Consider the following 21,921-nt stretch of genomic DNA (forward strand, 5'->3'; position numbering starts at 1 on the left):
GAACCCTCCATGCACAAGAATCTCGCGCTGTTCGACCTCGACCACACGCTGCTGCCGCTCGACAGCGACCAGGCCTGGAGCCGCTTCATCACGCGGGTCGGCTGGCGGGAAGACGACGCACACGTGGCGCTGATCGACGAGCACTACGCTCACTATGCGGCGGGCACGCTCGACATGGACGCGTACCTCGCCGTGACGCTCGCGCCGCTCACCCGCTATCCGCGCAAGGTGCTCGAACGCTGGCATGCGCAGTTCATGGACGAGGTGATCCGCCCGGCGATCACGTCGCAGGCGCGCGAGCTGGTTGACCGGCATCGCGAGAACGGCGATCTCTGCTGCATCGTGACGGCGACCAACGTGTTCGTCACGCAGCCGATCGCGGCGGAATTCGGCATAGAGCACCTGCTCGGCATCGAGCTCGATACCGACGACGGCACGCCGGGCGGTGCGTTCACCGGGCGCAGCACGGGCGTGCCGAGCTTCCGCGAAGGCAAGATCGTGCGCACCACCGCGTGGCTGGCGTCACTCGGCTACGCGCCGTCCGATTTCGAACGCACCTACTTCTACTCGGATTCGATCAACGACGTGCCGCTGCTGGACTACGTCACGCATCCGGTCGCCACCAATCCCGACTCGAAGCTGTTGCACGTGGCAGGCACGCGCGGGTGGCCTGTCATGAAGTTGTTCTGATTCGGGCGATATCCTCTGCTGTCCATTTTTCATGTCTGGAGGGGTAATGAAATACGGAGCACGCAGCAACAGTCTCGATCATTCAGGAATCCGACTCGAATCGGATCGAAAACCTGCCGTCAACGCGCGCCAGCCGGAAAGCCGCTTTCCGCACTGGCGCGGCGTTTTCATGATCGCACTCCTGTGCACGCTGGCCGCTTGCGGCGACGGCGACTCGGGCACGCCAGCCAGCGTGGCGGCCGCGCGCGCGGCCGCACCGGGCTCGGCGTCCACGCCCGTCCTGCACTGCGCGAGCGCGTGCCACTGACCGACGCCGGCCGCAAAGCCCGTCATCCAAGACAGAGAGCGATCATGCAAAACAAACCCACAACACGACGTCAATTCATCGCCGATGCGCTGAAGCTCGCCGGCGCCACCGCGATCACGGGCATGCTGCCCGAAAGCATCGCCCGCGCGCAGGCCATTCCGGCGGCCACCGTGACCGGCACGATCCAGGACGTGAAGCACGTCGTGATCCTGATGCAGGAAAACCGCTCGTTCGACCACTACCTCGGCACGCTGGGCGGTGCGCGAGGCTTCGGCGATCCGCGGCCGGTCGTGATTTCGAGCGGCTATCCGGTGTGGCGGCAACCCTGGATGCTGTCCTACGTGTTCCCGTTCAACCCGTCCTCGCCCTCCGGCACGGCGAACGGCGACACCTATTACGGCGACCTCCCTCACGATTGGGGCACCACGCACAGCGCCTGGAACAACGGCCGCTACGACAACTGGACCGCCGCGAAGACCAGCGGCACGATGTACTACTTCACGCAGAACGACATTCCGTTCTACTACGCGCTGGCGAGCGCGTTCACGGTGTGCGACGCGTACCACTGCTCGATGCTCGGCCCGACGGACCCGAACCGCCTGTATCTGTGGACCGGTTGCTGCGGCAACGTCCCCGGCTATTCGCCGTACACGACCAACACGATGACCGGCACCGGCTGGACCACGATGCCGGAGCGCCTGAACACGGCCGGCGTCACGTGGAAGTTCTACCAGGACAAGGGCAACGGGCTGGATGCCGGCCATGGCTACGGCGAATACAACGGCTCGAAAAGCGATCTCTGGTGGAACGGCAATTACGGCGACAACGTCATCCTGAACTTCAAGCAGTACCAGAACCTTGGTGCGAGCGATCCGCTCGCGCCGGCGCTCAACGGCACGCAGATCGACCCGTCAGGCGGCGGCAAGGAATACGACACGAACCTCTTCAGCCAGCTGCGGGCCGACGTCGCCAACGGCACGTTGCCGCAGGTGTCGTGGATCGCCGCCCCGTACGCGTACTGCGAACATCCGTCGTGGGCCGCGAGCGGCGGCGAATGGTACGTGAGCAACGTCCTCAATGCGCTGACGTCGAATCCGGCGGTATGGGCCAGCACGGTGCTGCTCGTCATGTACGACGAGAACGACGGGCTGTTCGATCACATGCCGCCGGCCGTCCCGGCCAGCGCCGCTGCGGGCACCGGGCAGTCGACGGTCTCGACGGCCGCCGAATTCGTCGCGAGCAGCGGCGCCGCATCGGACGGCTCGGCCAGCGGCGACGTGCCGATCGGGCTCGGCCCGCGCGTGCCGATGTTCGTGATCTCGCCGTGGTCGAAGGGCGGCAAGGTCAACTCGCAGGTGTTCGATCACACCTCGGTGATCCGCTTCCTGGAAGCGCGCTTCGGGCTGCAGGAAACCAACATCACGCCGTGGCGGCGCACGGTGTGCGGCGACCTGACGTCGGCCTTCGATTTCTCGAACGCCGACCAGACCGTTCCCGCAATCCAGCCGCCGGTGAGCAACATGAACCCGAACGGCCCGGCCGTCCTGATCCCCTATCCGACCACCACCGCGGTGCCGGCGCAGGCCACCGGCCGCAGCACGGCCTGCCGCCTGCCCTACGAGTTCTTCGTGCAAGGCAAGGTCAACCGCGCCGGCCGCGCGCTCGCGCTGACGATGACCAACACCGGCGCCGCGGGCGTGCACCTGCAGGCGTGGGTCGACGGCACGAACACGATCCCCCGCCACTACACGATCGCGGCCGGCTCGAGCCCGTGCACGAACCTGTCGGATTCGCTCGCGCTGAACAGCGGCGGCGGCTACGACTATTCGGTCTACGGCCCGAACGGTTTCCTGCAGACGTTCCGCGGCAGCATCGGTTCGTCCGGCAACACGGGATCGACCGCCGAAATCAGCCTGTGCTACGACGTGGCGAACGGCAACGTGCAGATCACGCTCGACAACTCGGCGGGGACCAGCGCGACGACGTTCCAGCTCACCGACAACGCCTACGGGATGAACGCGCGGCAGTCGGTCACCGTCGCCGCCGGCGCGACGCAGGCCGTCACGTGGTACGGCGACGGCGGCTGGTATGACGCCAGCATCCGCGACGCGAACGATCCGAACTTCCTGCGCCGGGTGGCCGGTTGCGTGCAGATGCAATCCGGCACGCTGCTCACGGATTCGGCGATCGGCAATACCAGCAAGAAGTTCGTCGCGGCACTCGCGTCGCAGGGTTCGACGTTCGGCACGTTGCGGTTCGACTACGTCGCGCCGCCGTGGAGCCACAGCCCGAAGAACTGGGTGGGCATCTTTGCGCATGGCGCGCAGCCGACCAAGGGCAGCTACAAATCGTGGGCGTACCTGCCGAAGAGCTGCGGCTCGCTGCTGTTCTCGTCCACGGCGAACAGTTCGCTGGCGTCGGGGCAGTACGATGCGTGGTTCCTGTTCGACGACGGCTACACACCGCTCGCGGGCCCCGTCACGATCAACATCTGACGGGATGACCGGCCGGTGTCGGCCGCCCGCATGGGGCCGACACGCATTCGGGCGTGACGCACCCCGTCGCGCCCGAATGCATTTCCAGCCACGGGGCACGCGCTAGACGAGCCGATCCTCGTCGCACGTGCCGTAAGGCTGTGTTGAACGTCGTAACTTGTGACGCAGGCCGATCCGCGTGACGAACGGCGTGTTCGCGCCCGCGTTGCCGATGAACGACCCCGACGAGCCGATCTCGGCCTGCACCGGCACCACGCGGCCGTTGATCGTATTGCTGCAAAACGCCTTTCGGCAGGCCGCGCTCGCGTACACGTCTGTACGCTTCGACAGCGCATGGTCAACCGAGGCGTCGACTTGGTGCCACTTGCCATCGAAGCGACCGTCGAGCTTCGAGAACGTATCGCCGAGACTGCCGTAGACAATGGTTCGGGTTCCTGTCGTCTTTCATCCAGATGCGACCGGCGGCCATGCGGATCGAAGGCACGACACGCGACGCCCGTCATCGCAGCGATGCGAGCACGGCGCCACCGCCGAAATCCAGCATAATCAGGCGATTGAACGAGCGCCCCTGCCGGCGCGCGAACCCCGCACACGTTTGCGCGGCCGTCCGGTTCGTCGCTTGACCGCATTCCGCCGGCACGGACGCAGCCGGTCTGTGCCGGTCTCACGCGCGGTAGATTGTGCGGGCACAAAAAATCGAAGCACGAACACACTCGATGCGGCGCATACCATGGCGCCGGCAATCGCATCACGGACACCACCACGCATCCCGCAGAAGACAGGACACCGACACATGGACCGCGCCGAGCACATCAGCATCGAACAGACGAGCGGGCTGCCCGCCGACGAGCTGGACCGATGCGACTTCTCGTTCGACATCGCCTGGGAGTTGAACGCGCCGTATCAGGATTTGCTCGATCTGCGCGCGCTGCCTGCACGCCGCAAGAACTACGGGTTCGATCCGGCCGGCTGGGCGGACGAAGCGACCGGCAAGACGGCGCTCTTTCGTGCGACGGCCGGCGACCGGCTTGCCGGGTTCGTGGCCATCGGCCAGAGCTGGAACGGGATGGCGGAGATCGCGGAGTTGGCCGTCGACCGCCAGTACCGGCGGCAAGGCATCGGGCAGTTGCTGCTGGCGACCGCCGAATCGTGGGCGCGCGGCCACGGGTTCGGCTTCATGCGGCTGGAAACGCAGTCGAACAACGTCGCCGCGTGCAGCACGTATGCCCGCTCGGGCTTCGTGCTGGGCGGACACGATCGCCTGCTGTATGCGGACGACGAGAATGACGGCGAAGTGGCGCTGTTCTGGTACAAGGACCTGCGCGACGGGCAGACCGCGCGAATCCGCACGGTCGACCCGGAATCGGTGCGGCCGGTGCGCTGACGCACGGCCGCCCGCGCGTCATGGCCGAATCCTTGCCGACTTACTTCCGCGTCGCGACGATGAACAGGCGCGGGAACGGCAGCAGCACGGTGCCGTCGGCGAGCGCCGGATAGCCGCCCGGGCCGGCGACCGCATCGCGATACTGCGCAAGAAACGCCGCGCGCTCGCCGTCGTCGAGCGCCGCGAGGAACGGCCGCAGCGCGCTGCCCTTGAACCACTCCACGACCGCGTCGGCGCCGCCGCGCAGCGGGTGGTAATAAGTCGTGCGCCATACGTCCACCCGCGAGCACAGCGGCGACAGCAGCGCATGGTAGTAACGGGCATCGAACCGCTCGGTACGTGCCGCCCCCTTCAGCTTGTCCGACCACGGCCCGGCCGCGGCGACCTCGCGCATCAGCCGGTGCGCGGGTTCGTCGAGGTTGTCCGGCATCTGCACCGCAAGATGGCCGCCCGGCGCGAGCCGGCCGACGAGTGCCGGAAACAGCGTGTCGTGCGCGGGTACCCATTGCAGCACCGCATTCGCGAGAATCAGGTCGTAGCCGCCCGGATCGTCCCAGGTGGAGATATCCACGACGTCGAAACGCAGGTCCGGCAGGCGCGTGCGCGCGGCGTCGATCATGTCCGCCGATGCATCGATCCCGTGGACCGTTGCATCCGGCGCGCGAGCGATCAGCGCCTCGGTCGAATTGCCGGGCCCGCAGCCGATGTCGATCGCGGTATGGATCGGCGTGTTCGGCACGGCGGCCAGCAGGTCGCGGATCGGCCGCGTGCGTTCGTCCTCGAATTGCACGTACTGGGCCGCGTATCGATCGAGTGGGGTCGCCATGTCGTTTCTCCTGGTCGGCGTGGACGGCCTTGGCTTCCATGCGGATGGGATGCCGGTGGCCGTCGATGCACCGCATTCTGCGATCGTCACCGAGTTCAGTAAAATGAATTTAATATCGTGATTGATTCAAATTTCTGATGAAAATCGATACGCTCGGTGTCCAGGCCTTCGTCGCCATCGCGGACGGCGGCAGCTTCCGGCAGGCGGCCGACACGCTGCACGTCACGCAGACAGCCATCACGCAGCGGCTGCGCAAGCTCGAAACCTTCCTCGGCGTCGCGCTCGTCGAGCGCACCACGCGCCGCACCACGCTCACCGAAATCGGCCGGCGTTTCCTGCCGCAAGCGCGCCGGTTGCTGAACGAACTGTCCGATGCGCTCACCGAAATTCGCGAGACCGGCCTGAGCCAGCGCGGCGACGTGACGATCGCGTGCGTGCCGACGGTCGGCGTGCAATACCTGCCGCGCATCCTGCGCGCCTTCTCCGCGCACCGGCCGCACGATCGCGTGAAGATTCTCGATCATGCATCGGCGTCGGTACTGCAGGCCGTGCTGCATCGCGAGGCCGAGTTCGGCATCGGCATCGCGGGCGATCAGCATCCCGAACTGGTCAACGTGCCGCTGACGAGCGATCCGTACGTGCTGGTGTGCCGCGACGATCATCCGCTCGCGAAGCGGCGGCGCATTCGCTGGGCCGCACTGCAGCCGCATCCGCTGATCTTCGCCGGTGAAGTGAGCGGCAATCGCGGGCTGCTCGACGGCGCGCTGAAGACAAGCGGCGTGTCGCTGCATTCGTTCTACGAAGTGCAGCGCAGCTCGACGGCGCTCGGGCTCGTCGCGGAAGGGCTCGGCGCGGCCGTGGTGCCGAAGCTCGCGATCCAGAAGAACGCGTATCCGATGATCCGCACGATCGAGCTCGTCGAGCCGGCGGTGTCGCGCACGCTCGTGCTCGTCACGCGCAAGAGCGCGCAATTGTCGCCGGCCGCGCGTGCGCTGTACGACATGATCGTCGAACAGGCCGCACCCTGACGATAGTGTCGGGTCACGAAGCAGCGCCTTCGGGGTAGTATCGCCACACGCGGTCGCAACGGCCGGTGCCTACCCGGCGCCGCGCGCGTCATGCCACCGCTGCAACGGCCGTTCCTCACCACCCTCGCACGGAGCACTGCATGGCCTACCGCAACTATCACAAGCGCAAGATTGCAGACCGGGTGCTTCATCCCGAAACCCAGATGATGTCGTACGGCTACGATCCGTTCCTGTCGGAAGGATCGGTGAAACCGCCCGTGTTCCTCACGTCGACGTTCGCGTTCCGCACGGCCGAGGACGGCGCCGAATTCTTCGACGTCGTGGCCGGGCGCAAGCCCTCACCGGAAGGCGAAGGCGCGGGCCTCGTCTACAGCCGCTTCAATCACCCGAACCTGGAAATCGTCGAGGATCGCCTCGCCCTGCTCGACGATTCCGAAGCCGCCGTCGTGACGTCGAGCGGCATGTCGGCCATCGCCGCGATCCTGCTGACCTTCCTGCGGCCGGGCGACTGCGTCGTGCAGTCCGTGCCGCTTTACGGCGGCACCGAAACGCTGATCTCGAAGTTCCTGCCCGAGTGGGGCATTCGCTCGGAAGTGATCGCCGACGGGCTGTCCACCCACGCGATCCGCGCCGCGCTCGAAGCGGCCGCGCAAAAGGGCAACGTGCGGATGTGCTACATCGAGACGCCCGCCAACCCGACCAACGCGCTGTTCGACCTCGACGGGCTGCGCAGCGAGATCGACGCGTTCGAAGCGCGCCACGGCTATCGCCCGCTGTCGGTCTGCGACAACACGCTGCTCGGGCCGCTATACCAGAAGCCGTCGCGACAGGGCATCGACCTGAGCGTGTACTCGCTGACGAAATACATCGGCGGGCATAGCGACCTCGTCGCCGGCGGCGTCACGGGCAGCCGCGCGCTGATCACGAAGATCCGCTCGGTTCGCAGCACGCTCGGTTCGCAGCTCGACCCGCATTCGTCGTGGATGATCACGCGCTCGATGGAAACGCTCGTGCTGCGCATGCAGCAGGCCGCCCGCAGCGGCAGCGCCGTCGCCCGCTGGCTCGCCGACAATCCGCATCGGCCGGTGCGCGTGCTGCATCCCGAGCTCATCGACGATCCGGCGTATCAGGCCGTCTACCAGCGCCAGTGCAGCGGGCCGGGCTCGACGTTCGCGTTCATCCTCGACGGCGGCCGCGAGCAGGCATTCCGGTTCATCAACCACCTGACGCTCTTCAAGTCGGCGGTCAGTCTCGGCGGCACGGAGTCGCTGATCTGCCATCCGGCGTCGACCACGCATTCGGGCGTGCCGGCCGACGCGCGGGCGGCGGCGGGCGTGTCGGAAGGGTTGATTCGCGTGTCGGTCGGGCTCGAACATCCGGACGACCTGATCGCCGACCTGTCGTACGCGCTGGAGCATTGCTGACCCGCATGGCATGCGCCCCGTGGCGGTTCGCGCGGGGTGAAGCCGGCGGGCGCAGGCAGGTATTCAGCGACGCCGCCCGCGCCCGGTTGCCGGCATTCGCGCTGTGCCGGCGTGCTTGCCGCGCGACGCGAGCCGGTCGAACCGGCTCAAAGCACCTTCACCATGAACACGCGTGACGTCCCTTCCGGCTCGCACGGCACTTCGCCGAACGCTTCGTAGCCCTGCTTCCGGTAGAAATCCGGTGCCTGGAACGAGATCGTGTAGAGCGCCGCACGCGCGCAGCCGCGTCGTTTCGCTTCCGCCTCGGCCTCGCGCAGCAGCCGGCTGCCGAATCCGCCGCCGCGCAGCGATTCGGGCAGGTAGAACAGGTCGATGAAGAAGAGGCCGAGCGACGTGCGCCCGGTCAGGCCGCCGATGATCTCGCCGGTCGCGGGATCGCTCACATACACGTCGAGCGTGGCCGCGTCGGCGCGCCCCGTCATCGCGTGATTGAATTCGCCGAGCTTGCGGCTGATGAAGTCGTGTGCGGCCGGCTGTTCGGTGTCGGTGAGCCGGATGGAAACGTCGGGTTGCGTTGTCATGGGACGGGTTCGGTCGAAGAGAGCTACCGCCGGGCATGCAACACCCGGGGCGGGATTCGTACGACTATAGCGCGACGGCGGGCATGCCGTGCCGGCTCACCCGTCGCCCTCGTCACCCGTCGTCACGCATCACGTGGCCGGCCGCGTTCATGCCCGTGCCCGATGCCCGCGCTCACGCCACCGCGAACGCCGCCTTCATGTCGGCGATACGGCGCCGCTCACGCGCGATCATCATCCGGTTCACGACGATCACGCCGATCGTCACCGCCGTGATGAACAGCGTCGCCAGCGCGTTCATCTCCGGGTTCAGCCCCAGCCGCACGCGCGAGAACACCACCAGCGGCAGCGTCGTCGAGCCCGGCCCTGACAGGAACGCCGACAGCACCAGGTCGTCGATCGACAGCGTGAACGACAGCAGCCACCCCGACAGCAGCGCCTGCGAGATCAGCGGCAGCGTCACCACGAAGAACACCTTCAGCGGCGTCGCACCGAGATCGAGCGCGGCCTCTTCCAGCGACTTGTTCATCTCCTTCACGCGCGACTGCACGATGATCGCCACGTACGACACGCACAGCATCACGTGGCCGATCCAGATCGTCACCATCCCGCGCCCCTTCGGCCAGCCGAACATCTGCTCCAGCGCAACGAACAGCAACAGCAGCGAGATGCCCTGGATCACTTCCGGGATCACCAGCGGCGCATTGATCATCCCGGTGTACAGCGTGAAGCCCTTGAAGCGGCCGAAGCGCGCGAGCACGAAACCCGCGCCCACGTGCCGATCACGACCGACGCGGTGGCCGTCAAGAGGCCGATCTTCAGCGACAGCCACGCGGCGGTCAGCAGCTCGTCGTCGTCCAGCAGCGCCGAGTACCACTTCAGCGAGAAGCCCGACCACACCGTCACCAGCTTCGACTCGTTGAACGAGTACACGACCAGGCTGATGATCGGGATGTACAGGAACAGGAAGCCGAAGGCGAGGACGCCCGTCGACAGCGGTTTGCTCGGCTTGATCATTTCGCGTCCCCCAGTTCCTTGACCTGGTAGTACTGGAACAGCGCCATCGGCACCAGCAGCAGCATCACCATCGCGACCGTCACCGCGGACGCCATCGGCCAGTCCATGTTGTTGAAGAATTCATCCCACATCACCCGGCCGATCATCAGCGTGTCGGCGCCGCCGAGCAGCTCCGGAATCACGTACTCGCCGACTGCCGGGATGAACACCAGCAGGCTGCCGGCGATGATCCCGTTCTTCGACAGCGGCAGTGTGATCCGCGTGAACGCGACCCACGGCTTGGCACCGAGGTCGTACGCGGCTTCGAGCAGCGTGAGGTCCATCTTCACGAGGTGCGCATACAGCGGCATCACCATGAACGGCAGGTACGAATAGACCATCCCGATGTAGACACCCGCGTCGCTGTGATAGAGGCGCAGCGGCGTGTGGATGATGCCGAGCGCGATCAGCGTGTGGTTCAAGAGGCCATCGTCCTTCAGGATGCCGATCCATGCGTACACGCGGATCAGGAACGACGTCCAGAACGGCAGCATCACGGCCATCATCAGCACGTTGCGGCGGTTCGGCTCCGAGCGCGCGATGTAGTACGCCATCGGGTACCCGATCAGCAGGCACAGCACCGTCGACACGGCGGCCATCTTCAGCGAGCTGAGGTAGGTCGCGATGTACAGGTCGTCCTGCAGCAGGAACGCGTAGTGCGACAGCTGCAGCGCGAAGTGCACGACGCCGTCCTTGATCTCGACGAGCGACGTGTACGGCGGGATGCCCATCACCTGGTCGGCGAAGCTGATCTTCAGCACCAGCACGAACGGCAGCGCGAAGAACACGGCCAGCCACACGAACGGCACGCCGATCGCGACGCTGCGGCCCGACGGCAGGAAGCGCGACAGCGCGGCAAGGCGGCCCGGGCGGGCACGGCCGGCGCCGGCGCTCGCGGCGCCGGTCGGCACCGGTGCGGACGGATTGGAAGCGGAGGTTCTCATCGTGGCGTCCTCACTGCGTCAGCACGACGCCGCTGGCGGGCGACCACGACACGAACACGTCGTCGTTCCACGCCGGTGCGTTGTCGTTCATCAGGTGCGAGCTCGACAGGTTCGACACCACCGTCTTGCCGCTCGGCAGGCGCACGTGGTACAGCGAGTAGCTGCCCATGTACGCGATGTCGGTCACGACGCCGCGCGCCCAGTTGTGTTTCGAGCCCGGTTTCTCGCGCGACACGTGGATGCGTTCCGGGCGCACCGAGATGCCGACCGGCATCCCGAGCGGGCCGGTGATGCCGTGGCTCACGTACATGCGGGCTTCGAGGTCGTCGCTCTCGACGAAGATGTGATCGGGTTCATCCTCCACGACCCGGCCCTCGAACAGGTTCGTCGAGCCGATGAACTCGGCCGAGAAGCGGCTGTTCGGAAACTCGTATACCTCGCCCGGCGCGCCGATCTGCACGATCTTGCCTTCGCTCATCACCGCGAGGCGGCTGGCCATCGTCATCGCCTCTTCCTGGTCGTGCGTGACCATCACGCAGGTGACGTCGACCTTCTCGATGATGTTCACGAGTTCGAGCTGGGTCTTCTGGCGGATCTTCTTGTCGAGCGCGGACATCGGCTCGTCGAGCAAGAGCAGCTTCGGGCGCTTGACCAGCGAGCGGGCGAGCGCGACGCGCTGCTGCTGGCCGCCCGACAGCTGATGCGGCTTGCGCTGCGCGTACTTGCTCATCTGCACGAGCGCGAGCGCATCGGCCACGCGCTCCTTGATCTCGTTCTTTGGCGTGCCTTCCTGCTTCAGGCCGAACGCGACGTTCGATTCGACCGTCATGTGCGGGAACAGCGCGTACGACTGGAACATCATGTTCACCGGGCGGCGGTACGGCGGCAGCGATGCGAGGTCCTCGCCGTCGACGAAGATCTTTCCGGAGGTGGCCGTCTCGAGCCCGGCGAGCATGCGCAGCAACGTCGACTTGCCGCAGCCCGAGCTGCCGAGCAGCGCGAACAGCTCGTTCTTCGCGATCGTCAGGTTCACGTTGTCGACGGCGGTGCTGTCGCCGAATTTCTTCACGACGTTTTCGATGCGCACGAAGGCGTCGTTCGGCTTGAGCATGTCCGTCGCCGGGCGATGCAGCGCATCAGGTGTACTGAATGAATCCCGTTTCATGATGGTCCGTGTTAGGCAGGTAAGCGAATCTCAGGCGTCAGGCGCAACCGGCCGGCCGCGCGGTGCTGGCGGGGAGGGATCGAGCGATTCCTCGTCCGCAACGAATGGCGCAATGAAACAGGGGTGGCGGAACGCACGGCAATCGGCGGCTGTCAGTCGCGACCGACCGGAGGCGTCGCGTTGGCTGTCATGAAGATTTCATCGGTTTTCATCGGGCTTTCCGCACGTTTCTGTCGTCTCCAGTGCGAATTTTTAAACCCGTCAAAAAGCTTTTGGATCGCGGATTTCGGTTCCGGACATTGAACGGGATCGATGTTTGGCGAGGCGGGAAAACGGGGGCACGAGCCGGCCCCGTGCGGCAGCGCGGGCGCCCGGCGGCATGGGCGCCGCCGGGTGAAACGGAGGGTGGGGAAAACGAGCAGCCGGGCGGCTGCCGCGCGCGGCCGGTGCGCCGCGCGAATCACGTCACTTCGCGTTCAGTTCCTTCCAGCGCCGGTAGACGTTGATCGCGTCGCCGTGCTTCTGCTGCACCATCGGCAACCGGCGCTCGTCGATCGGCTTCGCATATTCCGCGTAGAACGTGTCGAGCTCGAAATACTTGCGATCGTCGCGGTAGAACGGCGCGTAGTCCTCGCGCGTCGTGATGTAGATCACGCGTTTGGGGCTGCAGTAGTACAACGAGCCGAGACACATCGGGCACGGGCTCGCGAGAATGTAGATCTCGCAGTCGCTCAGGTGCTCGGTGCCGAGCTTGCGGCATGCATCGCGCACCGCGAGGATCTCGGCGTGCGCGGTCGGGTCGCTGGTTTGCGCGACGAGGTTCGGGCTTTCCGCGACGATCTCGCCGTCGCGGACGATCACCGTCGCGAACGGGCGGCCGCCCTCTTCCACGTTCTTCATCGCAAGATCGATCGTGCGTTTCACAAAATCCATGGCTGCGTCCTCGTTGAAACGGAATGGCGGGAACGTGCGCCGGCCGGCGGCCCACGCACGTCGGGCAGGAACCTGCACGGCACCGCGGCCGCGGCGCCGCGCCGGCGTCAGAACGGCTTGGTCGGCAGGTACTTGCCGTCGAGCGTGATCACCGCGCGCGAACCGCCTTCGGGATCGTCGACCTTCTTCACGTCGAGCCGGAAATTGATCGCGCTGATGATGCCGTCGCCGAACTTCTCGTGGACCAGCGCCTTCAGCGTCGTGCCGTACACCTGCAGCATTTCGTAGAACCGGTAAATGGTCGGGTCGGTCGGCACGCGATCGTCGATGCTGCCGCGCAGCGGGATCATCTGCAGCAGCAGCACCGCGTCGTCGTCGAGGCCGAGCTTGTCGGCCACGCTGCGTGCGGCGTGCGCCGGCAGCGCGTGCTGGCCGAGCAGCGCGGCCGTCACGAACGCTTCGCTCAGGCCCGTGCCTTCGGTGAGCTGCGCGAACGACAGGTTCGTGCGCGCCTTCGCGAGCACGATGGTTTCGGCAAGCGCGTGGCGGGCGGTCTGGCTGTGCTGGGACTGGATCATGGCAATTCCTCGTGGTGGGGTGGGAGCAATCCGGATTCAGGCCGCGACGGCAAGCGTCGCGGGCGTGGCGCGGACCTCGGGGTGATCCGCCAGGGAGACGAACCGACCGGTCGCGCCGTCGAAGGCGTCGATGCAGCCCGATTCGATGTCGTAGACCCAGCCGTGCAGCGCGAGGCGCCCTTCTTCGAGCGCGAGCCGCACGGCTGGGTGCGTCTTCAGGTTCGCCAGCTGCGCGACGACGTTCTCGCGCACCATCGAGTCGATCCGCTCGCGTTCGCCGCGATGCGAGCGCGCCTCGTTCACGACGCGCGCCGAATCGGCGTAGCGAAGCCAGTGGCCGACGGCCGGCATGTGATCCATGCACTGGCAGGTGGCGATCGCGGTCATCGCGCCGCAATCGGAATGGCCGCAGATCACGACGTCGGTCACGCGCAGCGCGGCCACCGCGTATTCGACCGACGCCGATACGCCGCCCGGCTCGGGGCCGTACGACGGCACGATGTTGCCGGCATTGCGGATCACGAACAGGTCGCCCGGTTCGCGCTGCGTGACGAGTTCGGGCACGAGCCGGCTGTCCGAGCACGAGATGAACAGCGCCCGCGGGTTCTGGCTGCGCGCGAGATCGCGGAACAGCGCGGCACGTTCCGGATAGGCGTCGCGCTGGAACTTCAGGAAGCCTTCGATGATGTCCTTCATCGTGTGTTCTCCGGTGCAGGTGGAATCGATGAAGGGCAGGTTACGCCGGACTTCCAATAACGTAAAAGACTGATTTATGATCTTCCAGATAAGCAGGACTTATAGGAACCGCCATGCTGCTGCGCCATATCCACTACTTCCTCGCCGTCGCCGAGCACCGCAGCTTCACGCGCGCGGCCGCCGCGCTGCATGTATCGCAGCCCGCGCTGTCGCAGCAGATCCGCCAGCTCGAGGAGACGCTCGGCGCGCAGTTGTTCGACCGCACCGGGCGCGTGACGCGGCTGACCGACGCCGGCGACGTGTATTGCCGCTATGCGCGGCAGGCGCTGCACGATCTCGCGGAAGGTCGGCGCGCGATTCACGACGTGCAAGACCTGAGCCGCGGCTCGCTGCGGATCGCGGTCACGCCGACTTTCACGAGCTATCTCGTCGGGCCGCTCGTCGAGGCGTTTCACGGCCGCTACCCGGATGTGTCGCTGTCGGTGCGCGAGATGTCGCAGGAGCGCATCGAGGCGCTGCTCGCCGACGACGAGCTCGATGTCGGCATCGCGTTCGAGGATGTGCAGACGGCGGATATCGACGCGCAAACGCTGCTGGTCGAAACGCTCGCGCTCGTCGTGAACCGCACGCATGCGCTCGCCGGTAAACGCAAGGCCGGCCTGCGCGCGCTGCACGATGCGCCGCTCGTGCTGCTCACGGCCGAGTTCGCGACACGCGTGCAGATCGACCGCTATTTCCGCGAGCACGACGTGCGGCCGCGCGTGTTGATGGAAGCGAATTCACTGGGGGCGGTGATCGAGACTGTGCGCCGCACGAACCTGGCGACGCTGCTGCCGGCGACGATCGTGACCGGGCACGACGATCTCGCTGCCGTCGCGCTCGATCCGGCCGTGCTGCGGCGTACGGCCGTGCTGCTGCAGCGCAAGGGGGCGTACCGGAGCGCGGCGGCACGCGCGTTCGTCGAACTGGCGTTGGCGCAGCAGGCGGGGAAAGGCACGCGTTCGCGATGAAACCGGCTTTCGAGGGGCACGCCTGGACGCTGACGGGCGTCCGCGCCGGCTGCACCTGACGCGCCAGGCCCCGCTTCCCGCCGGCTGCGGACGCCAAAATCCCGCGATTTATCCTGTAAAATCCCGAATCGAGAGAATTTGTACGACAAAACCGGTCATCCGGTAACCATTACTCATCGTTCTCGATTCGAGAGGGCCACGACGATGAATTCCCAAGAACTGGTTCGCGCGATCAGCGGCGGCCTGTTTCAGCAAGCTCGCCTGCTCAAGCTCGATACACCGCTGGGCCAGCATGTCCTGCTGCCTCAGACGGTGCACGGCGTATCGCGGTTGGGCCGCGAATTCACGTTGACGGTCGATGCCGTCTCGACTCGCGACAATGTCGAACTGAAGAAGCTGATCGCGCAGCCCGTCACGCTGTGGATCGAACAGCAAGGCGACACCTATCTGCCGTGGCACGGCTACGTGCAAACCGCGCGCCGGCTCGGCTTCGACGGCGGCATCACCGCTTACCAGATCCGTTTCATGTCGTGGCTCGGGTTCCTGCGGTACCGCCGCGACCAGCGCATCTGGCAGGACCGCCCCGCCGACGAAATCCTGACCGACGTGTTCAACCAGCATCCGCAAGCCTCCGGCCTGTTCCGGTTCGCGCTCTCCACGCCGCTGCGGAACCGGTCGTTCTGCCTGCAATTCGAGGACGACTGGCATTTCGTCCATCGACTGCTCGAGGATGAAGGCCTGTTCGGCTACTTCGAGCAGGCCGACGACGGTTCGCACCATACGCTGGTGATCACCGATTCGCTCCATGCGCTGCCCGCCGCCGCGCCGGCCCGTGTGCCGTTCCAGCGCGCGGCCTCGGATAACGAGACCCAGGCGCTCGTCCAGTGGTCGGGCTCGCGCACGCTGCAGAGCAGCCACTACACGACGCGCACGTTCGACTACAAATCGCCCGGTACCGCGCTCAATCCCAAAGGCACCGACGTTCCGACCCGGCAGGATCAGGGCGACCTGCCGAACCAGACCGAGGTCTATACGTACACGGGCGCCTATACATACGGCGCTCAGTGCGACGGCAACCGCCAGTCGACCATCCGGATGGAAGAATGGGAATCGCGCGCGAAGCGGTTCCACGGTATTGGCGGCATGCGCGGCATCGATGCGGGCCGGGTGTTCGAGCTGACCGACCATCCAGCCCATCCGCCGGCCGAACAGGACGGCAACCGGTTCGCCGTCATTGAAACCGTCTGGTGGATCAGGAACAACATTCCGGCCGCGCCGTCCCATTTTCCGCACGGCCTGGCCGCGCAATTCGACGCGATGAAGGCACGGCTCGGCGACACGGCCGGCGCGATGACCGTGCATCACGCCGACGGCAGCGAAGGCTTCTATCTCGTCGAAATCGAAGCGCAGCGCCAGACGGTGCCGTTCCGCAGTCCGTTCGAGCATCCGAAGCCCGAGATGCATCTGCAAACCGCCACCGTCGCGGGACCGAAGGGCGAGGAGGTTCATACCGACGAACTGAACCGGATCAAGGTGCGGTTCCACTGGGATCGCCTGAACGAAGGCGACGAGCGCGCGTCGTGCTGGCTGCGCGTCGCGTCGTCCGACACGGGCGGCGGGTACGGCGGCGTGCATGTTCCGCGCATCGGCGAGGAAGTCGTGGTCAACTGGATGTCCGGCGACTGTGACCGGCCCATCGTCACCGCCCGGCTCTATAACGGCGCGACCAAGCCGCAATGGCACACGGACGGCCTGCTGTCCGGCTTCCGTTCGAAGGAATACGGCGGCAGTGGCTACAACCAGCTCGTGATGGACGACGCAACCGGGCAGAACCGCGCGCAGCTCTACAGCAGCGTGGCAAACAGCCTGCTGCATGTCGGTTATCTGATCGAGCAGTCCGGCAACACACGCGGCGCGTACGTCGGCAGCGGCTTCGACCTGAAGACCGATGCGTATGGCGCCGTGCGCGCGAACCAGGGCCTGTACGTCACGACGCATCCCAAGACCGTGTCGAGCCAGCCGCTCGACGTGCGCGAAACGCAGCAACAGCTCGTCGGTGCCGAAAGTCTGCTCGAATCGCTGTCCGACGTGAGCGAGACGCATCAGGCCGACACGCTGAAGCCGGGCCGCGATGCGCTCAAGACGTTCACCGACGCGACCCAGCAAAGCCAGCCCGGCACAGCGTCGGGCGGGCGAACGGGCGGCGGCGGCACCGGTAACGCGAACGCGTTCGCGCAGCCCGTGATGCTGTTCGGCAGCCCGGCCGGCATCGGGATGGCGAGCCAGCAGTCGCTGCAGATGGTCGCCGACCGGCACGTCAACGTCGTGAGCGGACAAAGTACCCATCTCGCGGTCGGCAAATCGCTCGTCGCGAGCGTGATCTCGTCGGTCAGCCTGTTCGCGCAGAATGCCGGGATCAAGCTGTTCGCCGGCAAGGGCAAGGTCGAGATTCGTGCGCACGACGACAACATCGAGCTGACCGCGCAGAATACCGTGAAGATCGTCGCCGCCACCGGGCAGATCGACGTCGCGTCGAAGCAGCCGCTGCTGCTGACGTCCGGTGGCGCCTACATCCGCATCGGCAACGGCAACATCGAGATCCACGCACCCGGCAAGGTGGATTTCAAGGGCGGCAACCACAGCTTCTCGGGGCCGGCCAGCAACGACTACCCGCTGCCGCGGCTGCCCGAAGGCGTGTGCTCGGAATGCCGGCGCAGCGCGGCGAAGATGAAATCCGCACTCACGCCCCGCACATGACACCTGTCGCCTCGATGAAGCCGTTTCACGACCTGACGCGCGCACTGCCGCTGCCGGCGCAATGGCCGCGCACGAACGCCGCGCAACGGCACGACGACCTGCGCGACTGGCATCGTACGCGGCAGGTCGCGGATGCGCGCCCGCTGCGCCTGCTGGCGCTCGTCGACGGTGCGCTGGACGACACGATGCTCGATGCGGCCCGCTGGCGCGGGATCGCCTGGCAGTCGCTGTATCCGGCCACGATGCTCGAGTCTTCGCGGCCCGAGATCGGCCCGTTCCTGCTCGACCTGACGGCGGACGACGACGCATCGCGCGCGATGGTGCTCGACCTGCTGAATGCCGGCAGCGATTCGGATCTCGTCGTGTGGCTCGCGACGGGCCATGCGATGCCGGACCTCGCTGCCTATCTGCATCCGCTCGCCGAAGCGACGCTGCCCGACACGCGCCAGGCACTGCTGCGTTACTACGATCCGTCGATTCTCGAGAACCTTTTGCCGGTCCTGACGGCGCCGCAGCGGCGCGAACTGCTGGCGACGTTCGTCGAACTGCGCTACCGGTTCGATCCGTGGGAGAGCATGGTCGGAGAGGAGCAAGGGCCGCTGCCTGCGGCCGCCGCGACGCCGGTCGTGTTCACCGATGCACAGTATGAAGCGCTGGCGCGCGAGGGTTTCGCGGAGACGCTGTATTTCCAGTTGCATGACGAATTCCTGCCGCCGATGTCGGCGGTGCCGAGTCGATGGGGCATTCGTTATGCGAAGGATCTCGTCACGCGGGCACGGACACAGCACGGGCTCGCGAACGAGAACGATCTCGCGTATTTCGTGCTGGTCGGGATGAACGTGCATCCGGCATTCGATGCGCATCCGGCGATCGCCGGGAAAATCGCCGCGCGCGGGGAACATCCGCCGCCGCTGTCGGCAACGCTCGCGGACGTCGACGCGGACGTGTGGGCCGCGTTGCTCGATGCGCATCCGCTGGCGGGGTATGCGGGTGAATCGCGGGATGTCGAAGCAGCGGCGGTCGATGCGTTGCCCGATACGGGTTGAGCGGCGGGGGATGGGGATGGTGAACGGGTGGAAGCGCAGAATGGGTCGGGCCGTTGCGGTCGGCGTGGTAGCTGCGGGCGGGTTGTGGGGTGCGCTGGCGCTTGCGGAGAGTGACGGGCCGTATCGCGTGATCGGGTACAACTTCGCCGATCGGAGTATTTATAGCTTCGTGATCGACGGGTTCGGGGCTGGCAACCTGCGCGCGCACAAACCGGGCGGCGGCGGGGGAGCCGTGTGCTGCATGGAAGTGCCGCGCGGGAAAAAGACCTGGCATATCAAACTCGAGTACGAGTTGACTCAGGAGCAGTACAAAAAGAACCTGCCTGGCGACGTTTACGAAACGGACATCGCGATTCCCCCGCTTCCCGATAAGCACGGTGGATATATCGAGTTCTACCTTCGTCCGGAACGCAGGATCGAGGCTCGATGGGCGGCAGCCCCGACCGATCCGCGCAACCCGAATACAACGAGCAACGCGTCGTCCACGACGAACTGAATGACAGGAACATCGACATGCTGAATTTTCTTCGCCGCCTCATTCGCAACCCGGTCGTCATCGCGGTGGTGCTGCTTGGCGGGGCGTGGTGGGTGCATGCGCAGACCGGAAGCTACGGGCCGTACCACGTCATCGGGTACAACTATACCGACCGAAGCATCTATAGTTTCTCGATCGACGAGTTCGGGGCCGGAGGCTCCACAGCTCATAAACGCGGCGGTGGTGGAAAATCCGTATGCTGCATGGACGTACCGCGGGGCAAGAAAACCTGGCATATCAAGATCGAGTACGAGTTGACCCAGGACCAATACAAGAAAAATTTGCCGTCCGATGTTTATGAAACGGATATTCCCGTACCAGCTTTACCGAACAAATCCCAAGGATATATTGAATTCCACTTCCTTCCGGATCGAAAAATCGAAGCACAGTGGGTCGATTATCCGACGGACCCGCATATCCCCAATACGAACTAAATTCGCGAGGGAAGCATGTCGAACGACACAATAGCCGCCCAAGGCGCTCAACCCAGTTCGTCGGACAAGAGCTCCGGTGCATCACGTGCATCACGTGCCGCAAGCGTCAGCGGACAACTTCCATCGGAGGCACCCACCCCGTGCTTTCGCTGTCATCAAGAGATCTATCAGAGTTTTTTCTTCGATGGATTCGCGCAAAGTCTTCAAGATAAAGAACGTCTTTCAAACATCGCTCGCCTGTTCCAGGCTCACGAGGAAACCGATAACAGCCTCGGCATCTATGCCATGTACTACGAAGGCATGGGCCGTGATCTGTCGGGTCAAACGGTCGGGGTGGTCGGAAAGGCGGCAAGCGATACAGCTTCCGCCCTGGCCAAAGAGGCCGAAGGGAAGTTCATAACCGATCCGGCCAAGAAAGTTGCGAGTGGTATTGGTAAAAGCACCTTGGATGGCCCGGCGAGCAAAACGCTAGTCGCTCGCGGCCATTCGGCCATCGTTGAAGGCATCAATAAAGCGCCCGAGACCATCCGGCAAAATATTAAGGAGTCGGTGACCTTCAAAAAGGTCGGCATGGACCTTCTCCCGGTGGGGGTGGGCATTCTTGCCGACTCGATCCAGCCTGTACGCGATAACGAGTACGCTTCGGGCTATATGGGAACGGGCTTCAATATCCGCTTCATGCAGGCGATTGCCGACTTCAAAGCCAACGTCGATCGAGCAAGCAAAGATCCACGCGAAATCAAGCGCATTCGTGTTGCGGTTTTTGGATACGATCGCGGTGGCATCCTTGCTCGAAAATTCGCAAATGAACTGATCGGCAAAGTATGCAAGCAGGAAGGCGGCAAAGTAACGTACAAGGGGATACCGGTCGAGTTCGACTTCATGGGTCTCTTCGATTGTGTCGCGACGTCTTATGCCGATTCGATTTTCACTAAAGTAGTTGCTCCTGTCCTAGGTGTCGTGCCAGCTGAAGGGAAAGCCATCAGCTTCTCCATCAAAGGACTAAGCATGTTTCTCAGTCTCTCAAAGCAGACGCTTGGAGAGTACGACCTCCAGAAAGAATTCAAGTCGATCGTTCACCACGTTGCGGCGACAGAACTGCGGTTTTACAAGAACCTGGATTCTCCGAGAAAGTCGTCCGACCATGCGAACTTACTCGAAATCGTTTATCCAGGTAGCCAGTCGGATGTAGGCGGGGGATTTCGAGAAGGCGACGATCAAAAGTCGGCCGAGCTCGCACGCGTATCCGCACGCAACATGCTCGACCGAGCATGGGCAGCCGGCGTCCCATTAAAGCCGCTGTCTCAACTTCGTCAAACGAACCCGAGGGTGGCACGCGAATTCGATTTCCAGAAGACCGTCAACGTTAACGGCAGGAACCTGACCGTCAACGATCTCTTCTCCGCCTATACCGCGATGCTGCCGAAATCGAACGGCCCGCTCGAAACGCATTTTCTCGAGCACCAGAAGCTGTTCGTATCCTGGGCGCGTTACGTCCACGATCGCACTGCACACGAAAGCACTGGCAACAGCCTGTTCATCAATACCGTGGATGCCGACGTCTATAGCGCGGTCTTCCCGAATGGCGGCGGCTTGCCGAACTACGAAGGCCGAGACTGGTACTACAAGAGCCAGGATCCGAACTCCAAGGTCCCGCAGTTCACGTTCGGCGAACGCCGGACGGTCGACGATATTTCCGACAAGACAGTGCGCGCACTGGCGACCGCATGGGTGCACCCGCCGAAACTGACGCCGGAAGTGATCGCGTTCTTCGACAACTTCGTGCACAACACGATTACGCGGCTCAACAACGTGTCGCTCGGCGACGGCGTGTTCATGACGCTTCGCGAAATCGAAGAGAAAGGCTGGGTGGCGCGTCAGACAGATACGGCGAAGGATTACGTGAAAAAAGTCCTCGGCAACATCTCAAAGAACATCAAAGACGCGCAGGACGAATACGTCAAGCAGGTCACGTCCGGCCAGATTCCTCACGGCGCGTCGATCGGCGACCTCTCCGGCGACTGAGCGACATCCG

Annotated in this window: 20 protein-coding genes and 2 pseudogenes; 13 read left to right on the forward strand and 9 right to left on the reverse strand. The window is 64.9% G+C overall.

Annotated features, from left to right (window positions below; all coding sequences use genetic code 11):
* Positions 1 to 9 precede the first annotated feature (9 nt).
* The 3 genes from CFB34_RS02280 (at position 10) to CFB34_RS02290 (ending at position 3,492) form a co-directional block, all read left to right on the forward strand.
* Complete coding sequence (locus CFB34_RS02280) at positions 10 to 690, forward strand: HAD family hydrolase (RefSeq protein ID WP_089443458.1); 681 nt, start codon at positions 10 to 12, stop codon at positions 688 to 690.
* 169 nt (positions 691 to 859) lie between these two features.
* A complete protein-coding gene (locus CFB34_RS02285) occupies positions 860 to 997 on the forward strand; it encodes a hypothetical protein (protein ID WP_226239565.1) in 138 nt (45 codons plus the stop codon).
* 44 nt (positions 998 to 1,041) lie between these two features.
* The gene (locus CFB34_RS02290; protein WP_089443460.1) at positions 1,042 to 3,492 is read left to right on the forward strand and encodes a phospholipase C, phosphocholine-specific; all 2,451 of its coding nucleotides are present in this window, start codon (positions 1,042 to 1,044) and stop codon (positions 3,490 to 3,492) included.
* A 102-nt stretch (positions 3,493 to 3,594) separates the two neighbouring features.
* Here CFB34_RS02290 and CFB34_RS02295 read toward each other — a convergent pair.
* A pseudogene (locus CFB34_RS02295) lies at positions 3,595 to 3,900 on the reverse strand (hypothetical protein); the annotation flags it as partial.
* A 385-nt stretch (positions 3,901 to 4,285) separates the two neighbouring features.
* Between CFB34_RS02295 and CFB34_RS02300 the strand changes: the two are divergent.
* A complete protein-coding gene (locus CFB34_RS02300) occupies positions 4,286 to 4,876 on the forward strand; it encodes a GNAT family N-acetyltransferase (RefSeq protein WP_089443461.1) in 591 nt (196 codons plus the stop codon).
* A gap of 40 nt (positions 4,877 to 4,916) precedes the next feature.
* Here CFB34_RS02300 and tam read toward each other — a convergent pair whose 3' ends face one another.
* Entirely contained in the window at positions 4,917 to 5,702 is a 786-nt protein-coding gene (tam, locus tag CFB34_RS02305) for a trans-aconitate 2-methyltransferase (protein WP_089443462.1), read from the reverse strand.
* Between tam and CFB34_RS39000 the strand changes: the two genes are divergently transcribed.
* The 3 genes from CFB34_RS39000 (at position 5,701) to CFB34_RS02315 (ending at position 8,154) form a co-directional block, all read left to right on the forward strand.
* A complete protein-coding gene (locus tag CFB34_RS39000; protein WP_256941085.1) occupies positions 5,701 to 5,823 on the forward strand; it encodes a hypothetical protein in 123 nt (40 codons plus the stop codon). The two genes, tam and CFB34_RS39000, sit on opposite strands and share 2 nt — an antisense overlap.
* 16 nt (positions 5,824 to 5,839) lie before the next feature.
* Positions 5,840 to 6,730 (forward strand): LysR family transcriptional regulator, encoded by an 891-nt coding sequence (locus CFB34_RS02310; RefSeq protein ID WP_089443463.1) that lies wholly within the window; start codon positions 5,840 to 5,842, stop codon positions 6,728 to 6,730.
* A gap of 140 nt (positions 6,731 to 6,870) precedes the next feature.
* Positions 6,871 to 8,154 (forward strand): cystathionine gamma-synthase family protein, encoded by a 1,284-nt coding sequence (locus tag CFB34_RS02315; RefSeq protein WP_089443464.1) that lies wholly within the window; start codon positions 6,871 to 6,873, stop codon positions 8,152 to 8,154.
* A gap of 146 nt (positions 8,155 to 8,300) precedes the next feature.
* Here the strand turns inward: CFB34_RS02315 and CFB34_RS02320 are convergent, their stop codons facing one another.
* From CFB34_RS02320 to CFB34_RS02350, 7 genes and pseudogenes are all read right to left on the reverse strand, one after another.
* Positions 8,301 to 8,735 carry a GNAT family N-acetyltransferase gene (locus CFB34_RS02320; protein WP_089443465.1) on the reverse strand — a complete coding sequence of 145 codons (435 nt, stop codon included), beginning with the start codon at positions 8,733 to 8,735 and terminating at the stop codon, positions 8,301 to 8,303.
* 172 nt (positions 8,736 to 8,907) lie between these two features.
* Positions 8,908 to 9,749 (reverse strand): annotated as a pseudogene (locus CFB34_RS02325) (ABC transporter permease subunit).
* Positions 9,746 to 10,732: an ABC transporter permease subunit gene (locus CFB34_RS02330; RefSeq protein WP_089460179.1), complete on the reverse strand. Its 987-nt coding sequence runs from the start codon at positions 10,730 to 10,732 to the stop codon at positions 9,746 to 9,748. Before CFB34_RS02330 ends, CFB34_RS02325 begins: the two are co-directional and overlap by 4 nt.
* Before the next feature lie 10 nt (positions 10,733 to 10,742).
* A complete protein-coding gene (potA, locus tag CFB34_RS02335) occupies positions 10,743 to 11,843 on the reverse strand; it encodes a polyamine ABC transporter ATP-binding protein (protein ID WP_242808629.1) in 1,101 nt (366 codons plus the stop codon).
* Between the two features lie 519 nt (positions 11,844 to 12,362).
* Entirely contained in the window at positions 12,363 to 12,830 is a 468-nt protein-coding gene (locus CFB34_RS02340) for a nucleoside deaminase (protein ID WP_089443473.1), read from the reverse strand.
* Positions 12,831 to 12,937: 107 nt separating this feature from the next.
* Entirely contained in the window at positions 12,938 to 13,408 is a 471-nt protein-coding gene (gene cynS / locus CFB34_RS02345; RefSeq protein WP_089443474.1) for a cyanase, read from the reverse strand.
* 36 nt (positions 13,409 to 13,444) lie between these two features.
* On the reverse strand, positions 13,445 to 14,104 hold the full coding sequence (locus CFB34_RS02350) for a carbonic anhydrase (RefSeq protein WP_089443475.1): 660 nt from the start codon (positions 14,102 to 14,104) through the stop codon (positions 13,445 to 13,447).
* 113 nt (positions 14,105 to 14,217) lie between these two features.
* Between CFB34_RS02350 and cynR the strand changes: the two genes are divergently transcribed.
* The 6 genes from cynR to CFB34_RS02380 all read left to right on the forward strand — a co-directional run bounded on the left by cynR (position 14,218) and on the right by CFB34_RS02380 (position 21,911).
* Positions 14,218 to 15,114 carry a transcriptional regulator CynR gene (gene cynR / locus CFB34_RS02355; RefSeq protein WP_089443476.1) on the forward strand — a complete coding sequence of 299 codons (897 nt, stop codon included), beginning with the start codon at positions 14,218 to 14,220 and terminating at the stop codon, positions 15,112 to 15,114.
* Between the two features lie 204 nt (positions 15,115 to 15,318).
* Positions 15,319 to 17,871, forward strand: coding sequence for a type VI secretion system Vgr family protein (locus CFB34_RS02360; protein ID WP_089443477.1), 2,553 nt, complete (start codon positions 15,319 to 15,321; stop codon positions 17,869 to 17,871).
* Positions 17,868 to 18,917, forward strand: coding sequence for a DUF4123 domain-containing protein (locus CFB34_RS02365; RefSeq protein ID WP_089443478.1), 1,050 nt, complete (start codon positions 17,868 to 17,870; stop codon positions 18,915 to 18,917). Before CFB34_RS02360 ends, CFB34_RS02365 begins: the two co-directional genes overlap by 4 nt.
* A 40-nt stretch (positions 18,918 to 18,957) precedes the next feature.
* Entirely contained in the window at positions 18,958 to 19,413 is a 456-nt protein-coding gene (locus CFB34_RS02370; protein ID WP_242808547.1) for a DUF3304 domain-containing protein, read from the forward strand.
* 17 nt (positions 19,414 to 19,430) lie between these two features.
* A complete protein-coding gene (locus tag CFB34_RS02375; RefSeq protein ID WP_089443479.1) occupies positions 19,431 to 19,886 on the forward strand; it encodes a DUF3304 domain-containing protein in 456 nt (151 codons plus the stop codon).
* Between the two features lie 15 nt (positions 19,887 to 19,901).
* Entirely contained in the window at positions 19,902 to 21,911 is a 2,010-nt protein-coding gene (locus tag CFB34_RS02380) for a DUF2235 domain-containing protein (protein ID WP_089443480.1), read from the forward strand.
* Positions 21,912 to 21,921: the final 10 nt, after the last annotated feature.

The organism is Burkholderia sp. HI4860, assembly GCF_002223045.2.
GTDB lineage: Bacteria > Pseudomonadota > Gammaproteobacteria > Burkholderiales > Burkholderiaceae > Burkholderia.

Excerpts from the sequence above, each read along its gene's own strand:
- CFB34_RS02280 (WP_089443458.1), top strand. The coding sequence starts at position 10 with ATGCACAAGAATCTCGCGCTGTTCGACCTCGACCACACGCTGCTGCCG.
- CFB34_RS02285 (WP_226239565.1), top strand. The coding sequence starts at position 860 with ATGATCGCACTCCTGTGCACGCTGGCCGCTTGCGGCGACGGCGACTCG.
- CFB34_RS02290 (WP_089443460.1), top strand. The coding sequence starts at position 1,042 with ATGCAAAACAAACCCACAACACGACGTCAATTCATCGCCGATGCGCTG.
- CFB34_RS02300 (WP_089443461.1), top strand. The coding sequence starts at position 4,286 with ATGGACCGCGCCGAGCACATCAGCATCGAACAGACGAGCGGGCTGCCC.
- CFB34_RS39000 (WP_256941085.1), top strand. The coding sequence starts at position 5,701 with ATGTCGTTTCTCCTGGTCGGCGTGGACGGCCTTGGCTTCCATGCGGAT.
- tam (WP_089443462.1), bottom strand. The coding sequence starts at position 5,702 with ATGGCGACCCCACTCGATCGATACGCGGCCCAGTACGTGCAATTCGAG.
- CFB34_RS02310 (WP_089443463.1), top strand. The coding sequence starts at position 5,840 with ATGAAAATCGATACGCTCGGTGTCCAGGCCTTCGTCGCCATCGCGGAC.
- CFB34_RS02315 (WP_089443464.1), top strand. The coding sequence starts at position 6,871 with ATGGCCTACCGCAACTATCACAAGCGCAAGATTGCAGACCGGGTGCTT.
- CFB34_RS02320 (WP_089443465.1), bottom strand. The coding sequence starts at position 8,735 with ATGACAACGCAACCCGACGTTTCCATCCGGCTCACCGACACCGAACAG.
- CFB34_RS02330 (WP_089460179.1), bottom strand. The coding sequence starts at position 10,732 with ATGAGAACCTCCGCTTCCAATCCGTCCGCACCGGTGCCGACCGGCGCC.
- potA (WP_242808629.1), bottom strand. The coding sequence starts at position 11,843 with ATGCTCAAGCCGAACGACGCCTTCGTGCGCATCGAAAACGTCGTGAAG.
- CFB34_RS02340 (WP_089443473.1), bottom strand. The coding sequence starts at position 12,830 with ATGGATTTTGTGAAACGCACGATCGATCTTGCGATGAAGAACGTGGAA.
- cynS (WP_089443474.1), bottom strand. The coding sequence starts at position 13,408 with ATGATCCAGTCCCAGCACAGCCAGACCGCCCGCCACGCGCTTGCCGAA.
- CFB34_RS02350 (WP_089443475.1), bottom strand. The coding sequence starts at position 14,104 with ATGAAGGACATCATCGAAGGCTTCCTGAAGTTCCAGCGCGACGCCTAT.
- cynR (WP_089443476.1), top strand. The coding sequence starts at position 14,218 with ATGCTGCTGCGCCATATCCACTACTTCCTCGCCGTCGCCGAGCACCGC.
- CFB34_RS02360 (WP_089443477.1), top strand. The coding sequence starts at position 15,319 with ATGAATTCCCAAGAACTGGTTCGCGCGATCAGCGGCGGCCTGTTTCAG.
- CFB34_RS02365 (WP_089443478.1), top strand. The coding sequence starts at position 17,868 with ATGACACCTGTCGCCTCGATGAAGCCGTTTCACGACCTGACGCGCGCA.
- CFB34_RS02370 (WP_242808547.1), top strand. The coding sequence starts at position 18,958 with ATGGGTCGGGCCGTTGCGGTCGGCGTGGTAGCTGCGGGCGGGTTGTGG.
- CFB34_RS02375 (WP_089443479.1), top strand. The coding sequence starts at position 19,431 with ATGCTGAATTTTCTTCGCCGCCTCATTCGCAACCCGGTCGTCATCGCG.
- CFB34_RS02380 (WP_089443480.1), top strand. The coding sequence starts at position 19,902 with ATGTCGAACGACACAATAGCCGCCCAAGGCGCTCAACCCAGTTCGTCG.